Consider the following 17,162-nt stretch of genomic DNA (forward strand, 5'->3'; position numbering starts at 1 on the left):
CAACGTAGCGGAGACCCAAAGCAGGACTCACTGAGTGGAGCGGGGAATCGAGCTACCAGTAAATGCGTTGACGGCTTGAATGTAGTAACATGCCTACATAAGATTTGTACCGGCGAAGCCCCGGCCAAGGAGGTGCAAGCAATGGTGACCACTCTCACCAGCCGAGAGTTCAATCACGATACCAGCGGCGCAAAAAAAGCGGCTTCGCGGGGACCGGTCTTTATTACGGACCGCGGCCGCCCGGCCCATGTCCTGCTGACGATCGAAGATTATTTGCGCCTAACTGGCGGGCACATGAGCCTTGCCGAAGCCTTGGCGCAGGCCGGAACGGACTTCGATTTCGATCCGCCGCGCATTGCCGGCGGGATCTTCAAGCCGGCCGATCTCGACTGATGTTTCTGCTGGACACCAATGTCATTTCCGAACTGAGGCGACCAGATAAAGCTCATCGCAACGTCGCCGCCTGGGCCAGCTCAATTCCAGCGGCAAGCTTCTTCATATCCGTCATCTCGATACTCGAAATCGAATTTGGCGCACGCCTTATCGAGCGCAAAGACACCACGCAAGGTGCCATTCTGCGCGCTTGGATCGACAACCATATTCTGGCTCGCTTTGAAGACCGAATCCTGGCCATCGACACGGCCGTGGCGCAGCGCTGCGCCCAACTTCACGTTCCCAACCCGCGCGCCGAACGTGACGCTCTTATTGCGGCAACCGCGTTTGTTCACGGCTTGACGATCGTTACACGCAACGTCGGGGATTTCGAACCTACCGGCGTGCCGCTACTCAACCCGTGGGGCGACGCCTAAGGCACTATCGCAGCCTGACCACCGGCGCCGCTTCAGGCGCGGCGTCTTGTGCATCGGCCTGGGCCTCATCGATCTCCCTCACCTCCTTCGGCATTGCTTCGACCACCTCGATGCCCTTGCTGTGGCAGATGGTGGCGAGGCGCTCGGGCAGCTCCTGGTCGGTGACAAAGGTCTGGATCTGAGTGATGTGCGCGATACGTACCGGCGCGCTGCGGCGGAGCTTTGTGGAATCGGCGACCAGCATGACGCTGCGGGCATTGGCGATGATGGCCTGCGCCACCTGCACCTCGCGATAGTCGAAGTCGAGCAAAGCGCCCTCTTCATCGATCGCGGACGCACCGATGATGGCATAGTCGACCTTGAACTGACCGATCAGCTGCGTCGCGGTCGAGCCGACCACCGCGCCGTCGGCGCGCCGCACCGTGCCACCGGCGACCACCACCTCGATGCGGGGATGGCGGTAGAGCAGCATGGCGACGTTGAGATTGTTGGTGATGACGAGCAGGTCCTCGTGCGAGGTCAGCGCGCTCGCGACCTCCTCGGTCGTAGTGCCGATGTTGATGAACAGCGAGCAGCCGTTCGGGATCAGCGAGGCCGCGGCGGCGCCAATCGCCTTCTTCTCGTCGGCGGCGACGAAGCGGCGCGCCTCATAGGCGAGGTTTTCGACGCCCGAGGCGATGATGGCGCCGCCATGGATGCGGGTCAGCGATCTCCGCTCGCAGAGATCGTTGAGATCTTTCCGGATGGTCTGCGCGGAGACCTCGAACCGGCGCGCGAGCTCCTCGACCATGACGCGGCCCGAGGCGCGCGCGATGTTGAGGATTTCGGCTTGGCGATGGGTCAATCCGGTCACGGCAAGGGCCTCACATCAGGAAGCTGCATGGTGCGGCGGTTCACGCGTCCGGTCAATGCGTGATCACGGTTAACGGACAAGGATCTTCACCACGCCATCGCGGCTGCGAGGTGCGCAAGCAGCTCCGGATCGTCGAACGCACTGGCGGAAGCGACCGCGCCGGCCGCAACGAGGTCAGCATGGCTGAGCGTGGTGCGCAGCCCGATGGTGGGAATGCCGGCCGCCGCGGCCGATTGCACGCCCGAGCGTGAATCCTCGAACGCGATCGAGGCTGGCGCGCTGGCGCCGACGAAACGCAGCCCCTCCTGATAGGGCAGCGGATGCGGCTTGCCGTGCGGCAGCTCGTCGCCGATCACGATGGCCTTGAACCGCTCGGTGATGCCGAGGCCCGAGAGCAGCAGCTCGGCGTTGAGGCGTGGCGCGTTGGTCACGGCGACCATGGGGATGCCGGCGCCATCTGCACGGTCGAGCAGCGCCATCAGCCCCGGTATCGGCGCGATCTGCCCGACCACCAGATCACGAAAGATCGCCTCCTTCTCGCCGAGGATCGCGAGGCGCCGTTCCGGCGATTCGTCCGGCAGAAATCGCTCCCCGATCGACACATTGGAAAAGCCCTGAAGCTCGCGCTTGAAGCGCTCATCATCCACGACGTGCCCGCGCGGAGCGAACACGCGGTGAAAGGCCTCGCGATGAAGCGGATCCGTATCGGCCAGCGTACCGTCGATGTCGAACAGCAACGCCCTGCCCATCGCTTGCCTTTTGGCCTCGATCATTTCCGTACTTTCCCACATGCGCAGCGCATCAATGCGAAAGACGTATCAATACGGCCTCGCACGCGCAATGACGTATCCACATGACGACAATGCGACACTCGACAAAGTCGCGCGCGGCTGCAACACTCGTCGCAAGATCAAAAAGGAGGAAACGATGACGATCAACCGACGCGATCTGGCTCTCTCGACTCTCGCCGTCTCCGCGCTCGCTCTCACCGCGCCGGCGTTCGCTGCCGCGGCAGACGAAGAGGCCGTGGCGAAGAAGGTGGAGGCCTTCCGTCTCGCCCAGATCGCGGCCGATCCGAAGGCGCTCGGCGCGCTGTGCTGGGACGATCTCAGCTACAGCCATTCCAGCGGCAAGGTCGAGGACAAGGCGACCTTCATCGCCAACGCCACCGACGGCAAGTCGAAATTCCTGTCGATCGAATACAAGGACCCGACCATCAAGGTCGTCGGCCCTGCGGCGATCGTCCGCTTCCACTGGCTCGGCGAGCAGGAGATGGCAGCCGATGGGAAAAAAGTGTCGACCAATCTTCATATCCTGATGAACTGGCAGAAGCAGGGCGACGACTGGAAGCTGCTCTCGCGGGCTGCGACGAAGTTGTGATGACAGTTCTTACCCTCTCCCCTTGCGCGGGAGAGGGTGGCATAGGCGGCCTTCGGCCGCCGTTCTTAGAACGCCGAAGCTTTGCTTCGGCGTTCTCTTAAGAACGGCCACTGAAGGCAGCCTATGCCACCTTCGCCCGCAAGGGGAGAAGGAACGGCAGCTGTGTGCTCGGCAAAAAATTCCGACCTCGCGCTTCGCGCGCCGCAGAATGACGAGTGCGGCGCTTACGCCGCCTCCTTCTCATCGCCGTTAATCAGCTTGCGCGCGGCGCGCTCGGCTTCGCGGGCGTTGCGGAAGAGTTGACCTTCGAGGCGGTTGAAGCGGTGGGATGAAGCGAAGAAGCAGTAGCCTCCGGAAGAACGAACGACGATACCTGCGGTCTGCGAGTCGACTTCGATGATGTAGCTATCCGGCATGGTCCGTGGATTCCTCAGTGCGGGCAAATAACGGTGCTCCTGCCCAAAGGTTCCTCAGGCATTTGAGGCCGTTTCCACCCCGAATCGACACGCAATTGAGTACGCCGGGACCTCATCCGTTTTATGACTGGTTCTTGACTGGTTCTTGGCGAGGGCGCGACGCGATGACTTAGTCGCGCCGCGTTTGGCGGTGCTGCACATCTTCGTGAGATGAGGCAGAGCGTCGCGCGCGATTACGTCGCGATCCTCGTGTCGGTCGCGCGAACCGCCTGCGGACGGCCGTGCTCGTCGATCGAGACGTAGGTGAAGTTGCCGTCGGTGACGAGGAACGGATACTCCTCGCCGCGCCGCAGCGCCCAGGCTTCCAGATGCACGGTGAGCGAGGTGCGGCCGACGCGCACGAGATTAGCGTAGACAGACACGAGATCGCCGACATAGACCGCTTTGCGAAAATTCATCGCTTCGATCGCGACGGTCACGGTGCGCGACTTCGCGACTTTCGAGGCGAACACACCGCCGCCAACATCCATCTGGCTGAGCAGCCAGCCGCCGAAGATGTCACCATTGGCGTTGGTGTCGGCGGGCATCGCCAGCGTGCGGATGCAGAGATCTCCGCTCGGCCCGGTCATGGCTTGTTCGTTCATGTCTGTCTCACTTGAAATTGTCCCAGCCCGGATCGGGCGCGAAGCGTTCGCCGAATCGCTCGGCCAGTGCGCGCAAGGTGGATACGACATTCTCCACGCCACGCGTGCGCGCATAGTTCAGCGGACCGCCACGGAACGGTGCATAACCGGTGCCGAAGATCATGGCGCCATCGACCGCGTCGGCATCGTCGACGATGCCTTCGCGCAGCGCCGCGACGCAGACATTGGACATCGGCAGCACCAGGCGATCGATCATCTGGTCGGTGACGCGCGGACCGGTCTCCGGAAGCTGTGCCTTCTCCGCCTTGCCGCCCTTCCAGACATAAAAACCCTTGCCGCTCTTGCGGCCGAGTTCGCCCTTGGTGACCTTCTCGCGCAGCCAGGCCGGCGTCGGCGGCAAGAGATCGCCGAACTTGGTGCGCAGCATGTCGCCGACGTCGAGACAGATGTCGAGCCCGACCTGGTCGGCCAGCTCGATCGGTCCCATCGGCATGCCGAACTGCTCGGCCGCGGCGTCGATCAGCCGCTGATCGATTTTCTCGTCCAGCATCACCATCGCTTCCAGCATGTACGGCGTCAGCGCGCGGTTGACGAGGAAGCCGGGCGAGCTCTTCACGGCGAGCGGCAGGCGGTCAATCGCGCCGACGAAGGCGAGCGCCTCCTTCACTACCTCAGGGGCATTGCCGTCATGGCTGACGACCTCGACCAGTTGCAGCCGCGATACCGGATTGAAGAAGTGCAGGCCGACCAGCCGCTCCGGCCGCGCCAGCGTCGTTCGCAGATCCTGGAGCGGAATGCTCGACGTGTTGGTCGCAAGGATCGCCCCTAGCTTCATCCGCGGCTCGAGGCCGGCATAGACCTTCTGCTTCAGTTCTAACTTTTCCGGCACGGCCTCGATGATGAGATCGGCGTTGCGCACGCCTTCCCCGTCCATGTCAGGGATGAGGCGATCGAGTGCGTCGCGCACGTCGGTCGGCTTGCGGATGATCTTGCCGTAGAGCTCATTGGCGCGCTTCACCGCGCCGGCGATCGGCTCCGCCTTCATGTCGGCGAGCGAGACGCGCAGCCCCTGCCCCGCGCACCAGGCCGCGATGTCGCCGCCCATGGCGCCGGCGCCGATGACATGGACATGCTTGACGGCATTGCCGCTGCCCGCCGCCTTCTTCATCTGCTCGCGCAGGAAGAACACCCGGATCAGATTCTGTGCGGTCGGCGTCACCATCAGCTTGGCAAATGACGCCTGCTCGGCCTTCAGCATCGCAGCCTTGCTGCCGCCATGGGTCTCCCAGAGATCGATCAGCGCATAAGGTGCGGGATAATGCTCGCGGGACGCCGCCTTCGCCGCCCCCGAGCGCATGCGCTTGGCGAGCAGCCCGCGCACGAGGCCGAAACTCGCCGCGCGCGTCAGCAAGCCCGGCCGCGCCCGCTTCAGGCGTCCGAACAGCGCGTCCTTCACGGCGTTGTGGACGTGGCGCTCCTGCGTGACGGTGTCGACGAGGCCGAGCGATCTGGCGCGGCGCGCATCGATGGTGCGCCCGGTCAGCATCAGGGCCATCGACTGCGTCGGATTGACCAGCGCGGTGAAGCGCGCGGTACCGCCGAGGCCGGGATGCAGGCCCAGCATCACCTCCGGGAAGCCGAACCGCGCTCCCTCGATGGCGATGCGCGCCTGGCAGGCGAGCGCAACCTCGAGGCCGCCGCCGAGGCAGAAGCCGTGGATGACCGCCACCGTCGGCAACCTCAGGGCTTCCAGATGGTCGACCACCGCATGCGCGGCGCGGATGCGCGTCTCCACCATGTCGGGATCGCTGGCGCCGCGGAATTCGTTGACGTCGGCGCCCGCAATGAAGCCGGACGGCTTGGCCGAGCGGATCACGAGGCCGGCGGGACGCTCGGTCTCGATCGCCGCGAGCACGGCGTCGAACTCCTCCATCACATCCGAGGACAGCGTGTTGGCGCTTGTCTCGGCGCGGTCGAACAGCAGCCAGGCGACACCATCGGCATCGCGTGTCAGCTTGAAGTGCTTGTAGGGACCGTCGGTCGCAGGCTTGGGCCCGAGCGCCAGCACGCGGTCGCCAAGCGCGGTCATGATCTTGGAATCCATGGTCACACCGCCTCGATCAGCATGGCGCCGCCGAGCCCGCCGCCGATGCATTCGGTGGCAACGCCGCGCCGCGTGCCAAGCCGCTTCATGGCGTTGACGAGATGCAGCACGATCCGGTTGCCGGAGGTGCCGACGGGATGGCCGAGCGAGATCGCGCCGCCGTCGACGTTCAGTCTTTCGTGGTCGATCTCGCCGGCTGCGCCGTCGAGGCCGAGAATCTCACGGCAGAATTTATCGTCCTTCCACGCGGCGAGGCAGCCGAGCACTTGCGTCGCAAAAGCCTCGTTCAGCTCCCAGGTCTCGACGTCCTTGATGGTGAGGTCGTTGCGCTGGAGCAGCGGCGTCGCCGACATCACCGGACCCAGGCCCATGATGCTGGGATCGAGCGCAGCCCAATGGCTGTCGACGATGACGGCTTTCGGCGCCAGCTTGTGCTTGGCCACCGCCTGGTCGGAGGCCAGGATCACCCAGGAGGCGCCATCGGTGATCTGCGAGGAATTTCCGGCGGTGACCTGTCCCCACGGGCGCTCGAACACCGGCCGGAGCTTTGCCAGCGTCTCGGCCGTCGAGTCCTTGCGCACGCCGTCGTCATGGTCGAAGAACTTGCCGTCGCGGGAAAACGCGGTCTCGACCTCGCCCTTGAGAAAACCCGCGTCTTGCGCATGCGCGAGCCGGCGATGGCTCTCGGCGGCATAGGCATCGGACTGCGCGCGGGTGATGCCGAAGAGATGGCCGACGACCTCGGCGGTCTGGCCCATGTTCAGATCGGTGACGGGATCGGTCAGTCCGCGCTCGAGGCCGATGATCGGCTTGAGATGACGCGGGCGCAGCTTGAAGGCCGCGCCGAGCTTCGCAGCCACGCCCTTGGCGGTGGCAAAGCCGGCAAACCAGCGCACGCCGGAATTCGGCCAGACCAGCGGCGCGTGGCTCAGCGCCTCGGTGCCGCCGGCCAGGATCATGTCGGCATGGCCTTCGCGGATGTAGCGATAGGCGGTGTCGATCGACTGCATCCCGGAACCGCAATTGATCTGCACGGTGAAGGCGACCATGTCCTCGCCCATGCCGAGCCGCAGCGCCGCGACGCGGGCCGGGTTCATCTCGTCCGCGATCACGTTGACGCAGCCGAGGATGACCTGGTCGAAGTCGGTCGGGGCGAACGGCTGGCGCGCCAGCAGCGGCCGGCCGCATTGCACGGCAAGATCGACCGGCGTGAACGGCCCTGGTCCCGAACGCGCCTTCAGAAACGGCGTGCGGCTGCCGTCGACGATGAAAACCGGTCGTGCCATCAGCTCGCCGCCCTCTGTTCACCGAGTTCCTGGAAGAATTGATGCACGTCGCTGGATTTCTTGTAAATCGGCGACAGCGCCTCCGGCGCAAAATCGTCGACCTCGATCACCTCAGTGACGGCGTCGCGGGCTGCTGCGAGTTGCTCGCCCTCGGCTTGCGTGATCACGCCTTTGGTGACCGCTTCCTTCCAATCGCGGACATGCGCCGCGCGCATGCGCTTGGCGATGGCCTCCGTGCCTGCGACCAGCTTGAACGCGCGCTCCAGCCGGGCAAAGCCGCCGTTGTCATCGACTTGGGCCAGATCCGGCGTCAGACGCTCGCGCGCCGCCGAGGGCTCCAGCACGAGGCTCGCGCATTGGTGCACGACACGGTCGGAAGGGCCGAGCACGCGGGCACCGAACGGCTGGACCACGAGCTTGAGGAAGGCTGCGACAAAGCGGTTCGGCAGATTGGCGAGGATTTCGGCGAGCCGGTTCTCGATAGTCCGGAAGCCCGTTGCCATGCACCATTCCAGCGCGGCGAAATCCTCCTTCTGCCGGCCCTCGTCTTGCCAGCGTTTCAGTACCGCCGAGAGCAGATAGAGCTCGGACAGGATGTCGCCGAACCGCGCCGACAGCATCTCCTTGCGCTTGAGTGCACCGCCTAGCGTCAGCAGCGCCATGTCGGCGCAGAGCGCGAAGGCGGCTGAGTAACGCGAGAGCTGGCGATAGAAGGGCGTGGCATCGCCCGCGTCCGGCGCAAGCGCGAACGCGCCAAAGGTCCAGCTCCGGCCGAAGGCGCGGAACAGGGTCCGGAAGCTGTGACCGACGTGCTTCCAGAACGCCTTGTCGAACGCGGTGAGGCCGCGCTCGCGATCGGTGTCGGCGAGCGCGTTCATCTCGTCGAGCAGATGGGGATGGGCGCGGATAGCGCCCTGCCCGAACACGATAAGATTACGAGTCAGGATGTTGGCACCTTCCACCGTGATACCGACCGGCACGGCGCGATGCAGATTGCCGAGATAGTTTTGCGGACCGTCGATCACGGCCTTGCCGCCGTGGATGTCCATGGCATCGTCGATCGCGACCCGCATCCGCTCGGTCGCGTGCAGCTTCATGATGCCGGAGATGACGGCAGGATGAATGCCGGCATTCAGCGCCGCGCAGGTCAGCCGCCGCGCGGCGTCGAGCTGATAGGCGGTCGCGACGATGCGTGCGAGCGGCTCCTCGACGCCTTCGAACTTGGAGATGGAGATGCCGAACTGCTCGCGGATGCGGGCATAGGCACCTGTGGTGCGCGCCGCAAAGGTAGCGCCGGCGGCCGAGAGTGACGGCAGCGAGATGCCGCGGCCGGCGGCGAGCGCCGTCATCAGCATCTTCCAGCCCTGCCCCAGCCGAGCCTCGCCGCCGATGATATAGTCGAGCGGGATGAACACGTCACGGCCCCGATTCGGGCCGTTCTGGAACACCTGCATCGACGGCAGATGACGGTGACCGATCTCGACGCCGGGCAGATTGGTCGGGATCAGCGCCACGGTGATGCCGAGCTCTTCCTGATCGCCGACGAGATGATCGGGATCATAGGCCTTGAAGGCGAGGCCAAGCAGCGTAGCAACGGGGCCGAGCGTGATGTAGCGCTTGTGCCAGTTGAGCCTGAGGCCGAGGACTTCGCGGCCCTCGAAATCGCCCTTGCAGATGATGCCGGTATCGACCATCGAGGCGGCGTCGGAGCCGGCCTCGGGGCTGGTGAGGCCGAAGCAGGGAATGTCGCGGCCGTCGGCGAGGCGCGGCAGCCAGCGCTGCTGCTGCTCCCTGGTGCCGAAGCGCATCAGCAGTTCGCCGGGGCCGAGCGAGTTCGGCACCATCACCGTGACAGCGGCCGCGATCGAGCGCGTCGAGATTTTTCGCACGACTTCGGAATGCGCATAGGGCGAGAAGCCGAGGCCGCCAAACTCCTTCGGAATGATCATGCCGAAGAACTTCTCGCGCTTGACGAAGTGCCAGACGTCCTGCGGCAGGTCGCGCCATTCCCAGAAGATCTTCCACTCGTCGAGCATGGCGCAGAGTTCGTCGACAGGGCCCTTGAGGAAAGCCTGCTCCTCCGCGGTCAACCTCGCCTGCGGGACCTTCAGCAGCTTCGACCAATCAGGGTTTCCGGTGAAGAGATCGGCGTCCCACCAGACGTCACCGGCCTCCAGCGCCTCGCGCTCGGTATCGGACATCGCCGGCAGCACGCCGCGCGCGAGAGTGAAGATCGGCTTTGTCAGGGTGTCGCGGCGGAAACTCATGGCGGACCTCATGCATCGGCGCGGTATCGGGCATTTTAGCGGAAACGGGCTGGCGGAAGCGAACACTTCGCCTGCAAAATTGACGCGGCCGGGTGGCCCCCCAAGGTCATAACGGCCGGGGCGTGGGGGCAGTTCCGGGAGGGGGAATGGGGCTGAATGCCTCCCCGAGTCATTCCGGGGCGCGCGAAGCGTGAACTATGGTGCGCAATTGCGCACCTGAGAATCCATCGTCCGGCAGCGTCGGTGGATGAATGGATTCTCTGATGCGCAATTGCGCATCGCGCCTGGCGGCGCGCCCCGGAATGACGGCATAGGGAGAGGCGCCTGCCTAATCCGGCCGGACCATCTCGAACATATTTTCCGGCTTGATCTCGAAATAATCGCCGCGGCGGCCGGCGCGGACGATCGGGCGGGCGGCGGCGGTCTGGTAGATGCCGTCCTTGATCATGGCCTTGTCGATGTGGACGGCGACGACCTCGCCCAGCGTCAGCCAGGCGTCGGCCTCCTTGCCGTCAGCGCCCCTGAGACGGACGATGTCGGAGACCTTGCATTCGAAGGCGACGGGGCTCTCAGCCACGCGAGGCACGTTGACGAGCCGGCCGGGCACGGCGGTGAGGCCCGCGACCTCGAACTCGTCGACCTCGGGGGCGACATGCGCGGCGGTCGCGTTCATGTGCTTCGCCAGATCCATCGTGGCGAGATTCCAGACGAACTCGCCGGTCTGCTGCATGTTCTCGACCGTATCCTTCCAGTTGGTGGAGGAGAAGCCGATGATCGGCGGCACGTAGCAGAACGCGTTGAAGAAGCTGTAGGGAGCGAGATTGACGTGGCCCCTGGCGTCGCGCGAGGAGATCCAGCCGATCGGCCGCGGCGCGATGATGGCGTTGAAGGGATCGTGCTTGAGGCCGTGGCCCTTGGAGGGCTCGTAGAAGTACAGGTCTTTGTCGGTCACGCTGGCTTTCCCCTGATCGTCATTGCGAGCGCAGCGAAGCAATCCAGAATCCCTCCGGGGAGACGGTCTGGATTGCTTCGCTGCGCTCGCAATGACGGAATTTGTTGATCCGTCCTGGCCCGCCACCAACCGGTCAGCCGCGGGGCGGTCGGCTTGCTTATAGGAAGAAACGGCTCCGCCCGTCAGTGGCGCGGCGACAGACCCGCGATGACGAAATCGATCATCTGGTCGATGGTCGGGCCCGGCTTGGTGGCGCACTGGGCGATCATCTGGGGGTGGAAGAAGCGTATCATCGCGGTGCAGGCGCAGAGCGAGGCGAGCTGCAGGTCGGGCGCCTCGAACTCGCCGGAGGCAACGCCTTGCGCGATCATCTGGCCGATCACGCCCGCAATACACTCCATGTGGGCGACGCAGACGTCCCAGTCCTCCTCCATCGCGATCGCGACCATCTCGTGCAGCTTGTTGTCGCCGACATAGCGCTCGGTGTTCATGCGATGGATGGTGGTGAGCAGCTCGCGGAAGCGCTCCTTGACCGGACCGGGCCGCGCCACGATCCGTTGCGCCTCCAGCTCGACCTCGCCCATCAGAGCCCGCGCCACCGACTGGTGAATCGCCTTCTTCGATTCGAAGAAGCGATAGACATTGGCGGGGCTCATCCTGAGCTCCTTGGCGATGTCCCCGACCGTGGTCTTCTGATAGCCGATCTGGCGGAACAGCCGCTCGGCCACCTCAAGGATACGATCCCGGGTGTCGCCTTCGATATGTTCCGCAACCAGTGTCATCTGTCAGGACTCGTCATTCAGCACTACTTCTCACTTATTCAGCCGCTTCAGCAAGCGGAATTGCGTGCTGGTCATCGCTCCCATGCTGCGGCGCGGCAGGCTGCTCGGGGGTGCCCGCCTCGTCCAGGCTCTTCCTGAACCAGAGCGCATAGAGGCCCGGCAGGTACAAGAGTGTCAGGAAGGTCGCGACGAACAGGCCGCCCATGATGGTGATCGCCATCGGACCCCAGAAGGCCGAGCGCGACAGCGGGATCATGGCGAGGATCGCGGCCAGCGCCGTCAGCACCACCGGACGGGCGCGGCGGACGGTCGCCTCCACGATCGCCTCGCGCCGGGTCAGACCGTGCGAGACGTCGGTCTCGATCTGGTCGACCAGGATGACGGTGTTGCGCATGATCATGCCGGCAAGCGCGATCAGGCCGAGCAGCGCCACGAAGCCGAACGGGGCATTAGCGACGTTGAGCCCGAGCGAGGCACCGACAATGCCGAGCGGCGCGGTCAGGAACACCAGGATCAGGCGCGAGAAGCTCTGCAGCTGGATCATGAGCAGCGTCAGCATCACCATGACCATCACCGGGAAGAGGATGAAGATCGAGGCGTTACCCTTGGCGGATTCCTCGAACGCGCCGCCCGGCTCGATCCGGTAAGCCGGCTCGAGGTGGTCCTTGATCGCCTTCAGCTTCGGCGTGATCTGGTTGGTGACGTCGGGCGCCTGCACGCCGTCGACCACGTCGGAGCGCACGGTGATCGCCATATCGCGGTTGCGCCGCCACATGATCGGCTCCTCGTGGGCATATTCGATCTTCGCGATCTGCTGCAGCGGCACGGCCACGCCGTTACGCGAGGTTATGGTGAGGTCGCCGACGCCGCCGAGGTCGAGGCGTTCGGACGGGATCGCACGGGCGACCACGCCGACCTTCTCGATGCCGTCACGTACCGTCGTGACCTGCGAACCCGAGATCAGCATCGCCAGCGCCTGCGAGACCTCCTGCGGGGTCAGGCCCATCGCACGAGCGCGGTCCTGATCGACGACGAGCTTGAGGTACGGGGACTGCTCGTTCCAGTCGAGTTGCACGTCCTTGACGCTCTTGTTCTGGCGCATGACGTCGCGGACCTGGTAGGCGATCTCGCGCACCTTGTTGGCGTCGGGGCCGATCACGCGGAACTGGACGGGGAAGCCGACCGGCGGACCGAAATTGAAGCGGTCGACGCGGACGCGCGCCTCCGTCAGCACGCCCTCGGCAGCGGCGTTCTCGATCTTGGCCTTGATCCGCTCGCGCGCCTCGACGCCCTTGGCGACGATGACGATCTCGGCAAAGGCCTCGTTCGGCAGTTGCGGGTTGAGGCCGAGCCAGAAGCGCGGCGAGCCCTGGCCGACATAGGACGTATAGGTCTCGATGTCCTTGTCGTCCTTCAGCAGCGTCTCGGCCTTCTTCACAGCCTTCTCGGTCACGTTGAAGGCAGTGCCCTCGGGCAGACGCAGCTGGAGGAACAGCTCGGGCCGCTCCGACAGCGGGAAGAATTGCTGCTGGACATGGCCGAAGCCGACGATCGAAGCGACGAAGACGCCGACGGTCGCGACCACCACGGTGATGCGGTGGTTGACGCACCATTGCACGATGGCACGCAGGCCGCGGTACATGCGGGTCTCGTACACCGCATGCGGATCGTGGTTGTGGTGGGCCTTCATCTCCGGCAGCAGCTTGACGCCGATATAAGGCGTGAAGATCACCGCCACGAACCAGGAGGCGACCAGCGCGATCGCCACGATCCAGAAGATGCTGCCGGCATATTCGCCGACCGCGGAATTGGCAAAGCCGATGGGGAGGAAGCCAGCGGCCGTGACCAGCGTTCCCGTGAGCATCGGAAACGCAGTTGATTCCCAGGCAAAGGACGCCGCGCGCATGCGGTCCCAGCCCTGCTCCATCTTCACCACCATCATCTCGACCGCGATGATGGCGTCGTCGACGAGCAGGCCGAGCGCGATGATCAGCGCACCGAGCGTGATGCGGTGCAAGTCGAGCGACATCGTGTTCATGACGACGAAGACGATGCCGAGCACGAGCGGCACCGACAGCGCGACCACGATGCCGGTGCGCCAGCCGAGCGCCAGGAACGAGACGAACAGCACGATGACGAGCGCTTCCATGAAGGAGTGCACGAATTCGCCGACGGCGTGCTCGACCACCTTGGGCTGGTCGGCGATGAGCTTGATGTCGATGCCCTGCGGCACCGCCTTCATGAATTCGCTCGTCGCCTTCTCGACCTCCTTGCCGAGATCGAGGATGTTGGCGCCCTTGGCGGTGACGACGCCGATGCCGATCGCGGGCTTGCCTTCCTGGCGGACGACGAAGCTCGGCGGATCGACATAGCCATGGGTGACGGTGGCGATGTCGCCAAGGCGGAAGACGCGGCCATTGCTCTCGACCGGCGTCTCGGCCACGGCCTTGGCGCCATCGAGCGCGCCGGTGACGCGCAACGGCACGCGCTGCGACGAGGTCTCGACCGTGCCGGCCGGCGTCACGTTGTTCTGCTTGGCGAGCGAATCGAACAGCGCCTGCGGCGTGATGCCGAGGGTGGCGAGCTTGGCGTGGCTGAACTCGACGAAGATGCGTTCGTCCTGATTGCCGTAGACGTCGACCTTGGTCACGCCGGGCACCTTCAACAGGCGCTGACGGAAGCCTTCCGAAACTTTCTTGAGCTGGGCGTAGTCGGCCCCGTCGCCGGTCATCATGTAGAGGATGGAATCAACGTCGGAGAACTCGTCGTTGACGACGGGTCCGAGGATGCCGGACGGCAACTGGCCCTGCACGTCGACCAGCTTCTTGCGCAGCAGGTAGAAGAGATAGGGCACGTCCTTCGGCGGGGTGTTGTCGCGGAAGGTCACCTGGAGCGCGGTGAAGGCGGGCTTGGAATAGGTCTGCACCTTCTCGAAATAGGGCAGCTCCTGGATCTTCTTCTCGATGGGATCGGCGACCTGGGTCTGCATCTCCTGCGCGGTCGCGCCCGGCCACATCACGGAGACGTTGACCACCTTCACTGTGAAGAACGGATCCTCGGCGCGGCCGAGCTTCTCATACGAGAAGAAGCCGGCGACGCCGAGCACGATCATCAGAAAGAGCACCAGCGTCGGATGGCTGACGGCCCAGGCCGAAAGGTTGAAGCGCTTCATCGCACTCTCCGAAAGACGATCCAATTGCCAAAAACGACAGCCACTCTGTTCAAGGCGTCATCGCGAGGCAGCGAAGCAATCCAGGGGGCTGGGCAGGTTCTGGATCGCTTCGCCGCTTCAGCCTTCGCATTTGCGCTCGGGCCGAAACCCGCCTTGCAACGACGGAACTCGTAAACGCTTAGAAAGACAGCGACGACACGATCCGCACCCTCTGGCTCGGATCGAGCTTCTGCACGCCGAGGGCGACGATCTTGGCGCCCTCCTCCACGCCGCCGGTAATGACGACGTCGTTGCTCTCGTAGGACTTCACCACGACCGGCTTCAGCGTGATCGCGCCGTTGTCGTCGACGACGTAGAACGAGGGCTTGCCGCCTTCATTGAACAGCGCCGACAGCGGCAGCCGCGCGACGCGCTCGGTGGCCGCGTCCGACAGCGTCAGCGTCGCGGTCATGCCGAGCGCGACCTTGTCGTCGGCCTCGGGCAGCGAGAATTTTGCCAGATAGGTGCGGGTGGCCGGATCGGCCGCCGGCGCGATCTCGCGCAGCTTGGCCGTGTACTTCTTGTCCGGTTCGGACCAAAGAGTGACGCTGGCGACGCCCGACTTGGCGCGTCCAACCAGCGTCTCAGGGATCGCGACGACCGCTTCCTTCTCGGCAAAGCGGGCGACACGGATCGAAGCCTGGCCCGCGGCGACCACCTGGCCGGGCTCGATCAGCGTTGCGGTGACGACGCCACGGGCGTCGGCAACGAGCGTCGCGTAGGAAAGGGAATTCTTGCTCAATTCGAGCGCGCGCTCGGCGCGGTTCAGGCGGGCGCGGGCTTCATCCGCGGCGGCGCGGCTCGAATCCATCTGCGCGTCCGTGGTCCAGCCCTTGGCCTTCAGGTCCTTGGCGCGCTGCTCGGCGGCGGCGGCCTGCGCCAGCACGCCGGTCGCGGCGGTCTGCTCGGCCAGCGCCTGCTCGGCCTGCAGCTTCAAATCGGCCTCGTCGAGAGTTGCCAGCGGCTGACCGATCTCGACGGTCTGGCCGACCTCGACCAGGCGCTTTGCGACCTTGCCGGCGACTCGGAAGCCGAGGTCGCTCTCGATCCGCGGCCGGATGGTGCCAACGAAGCTGCGCTCCGGCGTCTCGGCATCATAATGGGCGGCCGCAACCAGAACCGGCCGCGGCGGCTCGGCCTTCTCGGCGACGGTATCATTGCACCCGGCCAGCGCAGCGGCCATCAGCGCCAGCGAGACACCCGCCAAGGGCCTGGAATAGCTGGACAAAACCGACCGGACGAACATCGAAGGACACTCCTGCATCTCGAATGAGAGGAATGTCGACTAATCACTGATAAAAGTCAATAATCGTCAGTCATCAGGAATCTGTGATCGTTAAGGGTGGTAAGGTCGACCTTCGATTGGCCCGGCGCCTTCTTTTGTGGTAGGGTTACATGTAACCGAAATGAGAGAGACCCCATGCCCTCTTCTTCCAGACCAAAGTCGTCACGGGTAAAGGTACGCGAGCATCGAGAGCGCCTCCGCGCGCAAGGACTTCGGCCGATCCAGATATGGGTACCCGATGTCCGCTCGCCCTCATTCAAGTCAGAAGCACATCGTCAGTCGCTGGCCGTCGCGGCGAGCCCGCATGCATCAGAGGATCAGGCCTTCGTTGATGCGATCTCCGATTGGCCTGACGAGACAGAATAATCTGTCTACGGGTCTCAGACTGGAACACTTTCTCACCCCGCTTCAGCGCAGGCTGGCGTCCTTTGAAACCCGTCCGAGAGCGGACGGATTCCCAGCAGTGGAGCAAGCCTAGGATGGCTGTTCATCAGCGAATGGAGCGCGGCGAAATCTGGACTGTAGCCGGCGGAAAGGACTACGCGGGAAAGCCGCGTCCGGCTGTAATCGTGCAGGACGACAATTTTGACGCAACGGAATCGATCACGGTTTGCCCATTAACGACTGCCGAAACTGAGGCACCTCTCTTCCGATTGCAGATTGAGCCGAACGAACGCAACGGCCTCCGAGCACCATCACGGCTGATGGTCGACAAGATCACCACGGTGGCGAAAGCCAAGATGGGAACGCTTGTCGGGCGGCTCGACGATGAAGACGTCTTGCGCCTCAACCGCGCTATGCTGGTATTTCTGGGGCTGGCAGGCTCGCAAAGAACCTCCGAAGCGGATTAGCGAGCCGTACCGAGCCGTCATTCCGGGATAGCCCGAAGGACTACCCCGGAATGGCGAGGTTAGCGGCCCCCTCACCGCCCCTGTTCAGCAAACTCGTGCTTGCTGTCGTGGCCGCCGATGAAGACCAGGAGGCCGGCGATCAGCGGTAGGACGGCAAGGACGAGCAGGCCGGTCGAGGTCTGGCCGGTGGCTTCCTTGACCCAGCCGATCAGATAGGGTCCGCCGAACCCGGCGAGATTGCCGACCGAGTTGATCAGGGCGATGGCACCGGCCGCCGCCGTGCCGGACAGCCAGGCGGTCGGCAGGGTCCAGAACACGCCGA

Annotated in this window: 16 protein-coding genes and 1 pseudogene; 5 read left to right on the plus strand and 12 right to left on the minus strand. The window is 64.5% G+C overall.

Going from position 1 to position 17,162, the window contains the following annotated elements; translation table 11 throughout:
- Positions 1 to 141 precede the first annotated feature (141 nt).
- Both AAE027_RS34735 and AAE027_RS34740 read left to right on the plus strand, forming a co-directional pair.
- Positions 142 to 393, plus strand: a complete 252-nt coding sequence (locus AAE027_RS34735) for a type II toxin-antitoxin system prevent-host-death family antitoxin (protein ID WP_091898062.1) — start codon at positions 142 to 144, stop codon at positions 391 to 393.
- Entirely contained in the window at positions 393 to 809 is a 417-nt protein-coding gene (locus tag AAE027_RS34740) for a type II toxin-antitoxin system VapC family toxin (protein ID WP_370990671.1), read from the plus strand. Before AAE027_RS34735 ends, AAE027_RS34740 begins: the two co-directional genes overlap by 1 nt.
- A gap of 4 nt (positions 810 to 813) precedes the next feature.
- Here AAE027_RS34740 and AAE027_RS34745 read toward each other — a convergent pair whose 3' ends face one another.
- Together AAE027_RS34745 and AAE027_RS34750 are read right to left on the minus strand one after the other, a co-directional pair.
- Positions 814 to 1,662 carry a DeoR/GlpR family DNA-binding transcription regulator gene (locus AAE027_RS34745; protein ID WP_091898058.1) on the minus strand — a complete coding sequence of 283 codons (849 nt, stop codon included), beginning with the start codon at positions 1,660 to 1,662 and terminating at the stop codon, positions 814 to 816.
- An 86-nt stretch (positions 1,663 to 1,748) separates the two neighbouring features.
- Entirely contained in the window at positions 1,749 to 2,435 is a 687-nt protein-coding gene (locus AAE027_RS34750) for an HAD family hydrolase (RefSeq protein WP_370990670.1), read from the minus strand.
- Between the two features lie 154 nt (positions 2,436 to 2,589).
- Here AAE027_RS34750 and AAE027_RS34755 point away from each other — a divergent pair, with 154 nt between their 5' ends.
- Positions 2,590 to 3,042 carry a nuclear transport factor 2 family protein gene (locus AAE027_RS34755; RefSeq protein WP_370990669.1) on the plus strand — a complete coding sequence of 151 codons (453 nt, stop codon included), beginning with the start codon at positions 2,590 to 2,592 and terminating at the stop codon, positions 3,040 to 3,042.
- 224 nt (positions 3,043 to 3,266) lie between these two features.
- On the opposite strand, the gene AAE027_RS34760 is transcribed toward AAE027_RS34755, so the two are convergent.
- From AAE027_RS34760 to AAE027_RS34800, 9 genes are all read right to left on the minus strand, one after another.
- Positions 3,267 to 3,458 carry a hypothetical protein gene (locus AAE027_RS34760; RefSeq protein ID WP_091898053.1) on the minus strand — a complete coding sequence of 64 codons (192 nt, stop codon included), beginning with the start codon at positions 3,456 to 3,458 and terminating at the stop codon, positions 3,267 to 3,269.
- A gap of 233 nt (positions 3,459 to 3,691) precedes the next feature.
- Positions 3,692 to 4,102: an acyl-CoA thioesterase gene (locus AAE027_RS34765; RefSeq protein WP_370990668.1), complete on the minus strand. Its 411-nt coding sequence runs from the start codon at positions 4,100 to 4,102 to the stop codon at positions 3,692 to 3,694.
- 7 nt (positions 4,103 to 4,109) lie between these two features.
- Entirely contained in the window at positions 4,110 to 6,206 is a 2,097-nt protein-coding gene (locus tag AAE027_RS34770) for a 3-hydroxyacyl-CoA dehydrogenase NAD-binding domain-containing protein (RefSeq protein ID WP_370990667.1), read from the minus strand.
- A gap of 2 nt (positions 6,207 to 6,208) precedes the next feature.
- A complete protein-coding gene (locus AAE027_RS34775) occupies positions 6,209 to 7,492 on the minus strand; it encodes an acetyl-CoA C-acetyltransferase (protein WP_370990666.1) in 1,284 nt (427 codons plus the stop codon).
- Positions 7,492 to 9,759: an acyl-CoA dehydrogenase gene (locus tag AAE027_RS34780; RefSeq protein ID WP_370990665.1), complete on the minus strand. Its 2,268-nt coding sequence runs from the start codon at positions 9,757 to 9,759 to the stop codon at positions 7,492 to 7,494. The genes AAE027_RS34775 and AAE027_RS34780 overlap by 1 nt, the downstream gene beginning before the upstream one ends.
- Positions 9,760 to 10,087: 328 nt before the next feature.
- Positions 10,088 to 10,711 (minus strand): flavin reductase family protein, encoded by a 624-nt coding sequence (locus AAE027_RS34785; protein WP_370990664.1) that lies wholly within the window; start codon positions 10,709 to 10,711, stop codon positions 10,088 to 10,090.
- Between the two features lie 182 nt (positions 10,712 to 10,893).
- Entirely contained in the window at positions 10,894 to 11,493 is a 600-nt protein-coding gene (locus AAE027_RS34790) for a TetR/AcrR family transcriptional regulator (protein WP_370990663.1), read from the minus strand.
- A 34-nt stretch (positions 11,494 to 11,527) separates the two neighbouring features.
- The gene (locus tag AAE027_RS34795; RefSeq protein WP_370990662.1) at positions 11,528 to 14,665 is read right to left on the minus strand and encodes an efflux RND transporter permease subunit; all 3,138 of its coding nucleotides are present in this window, start codon (positions 14,663 to 14,665) and stop codon (positions 11,528 to 11,530) included.
- Positions 14,666 to 14,843: 178 nt separating this feature from the next.
- Positions 14,844 to 15,950: an efflux RND transporter periplasmic adaptor subunit gene (locus AAE027_RS34800; RefSeq protein ID WP_370990661.1), complete on the minus strand. Its 1,107-nt coding sequence runs from the start codon at positions 15,948 to 15,950 to the stop codon at positions 14,844 to 14,846.
- Positions 15,951 to 16,124: 174 nt separating this feature from the next.
- On the opposite strand from AAE027_RS34800, the gene AAE027_RS34805 reads away from it, so the two are divergent.
- Positions 16,125 to 16,355: an antitoxin MazE family protein gene (locus tag AAE027_RS34805; RefSeq protein WP_091899089.1), complete on the plus strand. Its 231-nt coding sequence runs from the start codon at positions 16,125 to 16,127 to the stop codon at positions 16,353 to 16,355.
- Positions 16,356 to 16,486: 131 nt separating this feature from the next.
- Positions 16,487 to 16,840, plus strand: coding sequence for a type II toxin-antitoxin system PemK/MazF family toxin (locus AAE027_RS34810; RefSeq protein WP_370990692.1), 354 nt, complete (start codon positions 16,487 to 16,489; stop codon positions 16,838 to 16,840).
- Between the two features lie 71 nt (positions 16,841 to 16,911).
- On the opposite strand, the pseudogene AAE027_RS34815 reads toward AAE027_RS34810, so the two are convergent.
- Positions 16,912 to 17,162: pseudogene (locus tag AAE027_RS34815) on the minus strand (MFS transporter); the annotation flags it as partial.

Origin of the sequence: Bradyrhizobium sp. DN3, from assembly GCF_041357655.1 — a bacterium.
GTDB lineage: Bacteria > Pseudomonadota > Alphaproteobacteria > Rhizobiales > Xanthobacteraceae > Bradyrhizobium.

Coding starts and splice junctions, on each gene's coding strand:
- AAE027_RS34735 (WP_091898062.1), top strand. CDS start 142: ATGGTGACCACTCTCACCAGCCGAGAGTTCAATCACGATACCAGCGGC.
- AAE027_RS34740 (WP_370990671.1), top strand. CDS start 393: ATGTTTCTGCTGGACACCAATGTCATTTCCGAACTGAGGCGACCAGAT.
- AAE027_RS34750 (WP_370990670.1), bottom strand. CDS start 2,435: ATGATCGAGGCCAAAAGGCAAGCGATGGGCAGGGCGTTGCTGTTCGAC.
- AAE027_RS34755 (WP_370990669.1), top strand. CDS start 2,590: ATGACGATCAACCGACGCGATCTGGCTCTCTCGACTCTCGCCGTCTCC.
- AAE027_RS34760 (WP_091898053.1), bottom strand. CDS start 3,458: ATGCCGGATAGCTACATCATCGAAGTCGACTCGCAGACCGCAGGTATC.
- AAE027_RS34765 (WP_370990668.1), bottom strand. CDS start 4,102: ATGAACGAACAAGCCATGACCGGGCCGAGCGGAGATCTCTGCATCCGC.
- AAE027_RS34770 (WP_370990667.1), bottom strand. CDS start 6,206: ATGGATTCCAAGATCATGACCGCGCTTGGCGACCGCGTGCTGGCGCTC.
- AAE027_RS34775 (WP_370990666.1), bottom strand. CDS start 7,492: ATGGCACGACCGGTTTTCATCGTCGACGGCAGCCGCACGCCGTTTCTG.
- AAE027_RS34780 (WP_370990665.1), bottom strand. CDS start 9,759: ATGAGTTTCCGCCGCGACACCCTGACAAAGCCGATCTTCACTCTCGCG.
- AAE027_RS34790 (WP_370990663.1), bottom strand. CDS start 11,493: ATGACACTGGTTGCGGAACATATCGAAGGCGACACCCGGGATCGTATC.
- AAE027_RS34795 (WP_370990662.1), bottom strand. CDS start 14,665: ATGAAGCGCTTCAACCTTTCGGCCTGGGCCGTCAGCCATCCGACGCTG.
- AAE027_RS34800 (WP_370990661.1), bottom strand. CDS start 15,950: ATGTTCGTCCGGTCGGTTTTGTCCAGCTATTCCAGGCCCTTGGCGGGT.
- AAE027_RS34805 (WP_091899089.1), top strand. CDS start 16,125: ATGCCCTCTTCTTCCAGACCAAAGTCGTCACGGGTAAAGGTACGCGAG.
- AAE027_RS34810 (WP_370990692.1), top strand. CDS start 16,487: ATGGAGCGCGGCGAAATCTGGACTGTAGCCGGCGGAAAGGACTACGCG.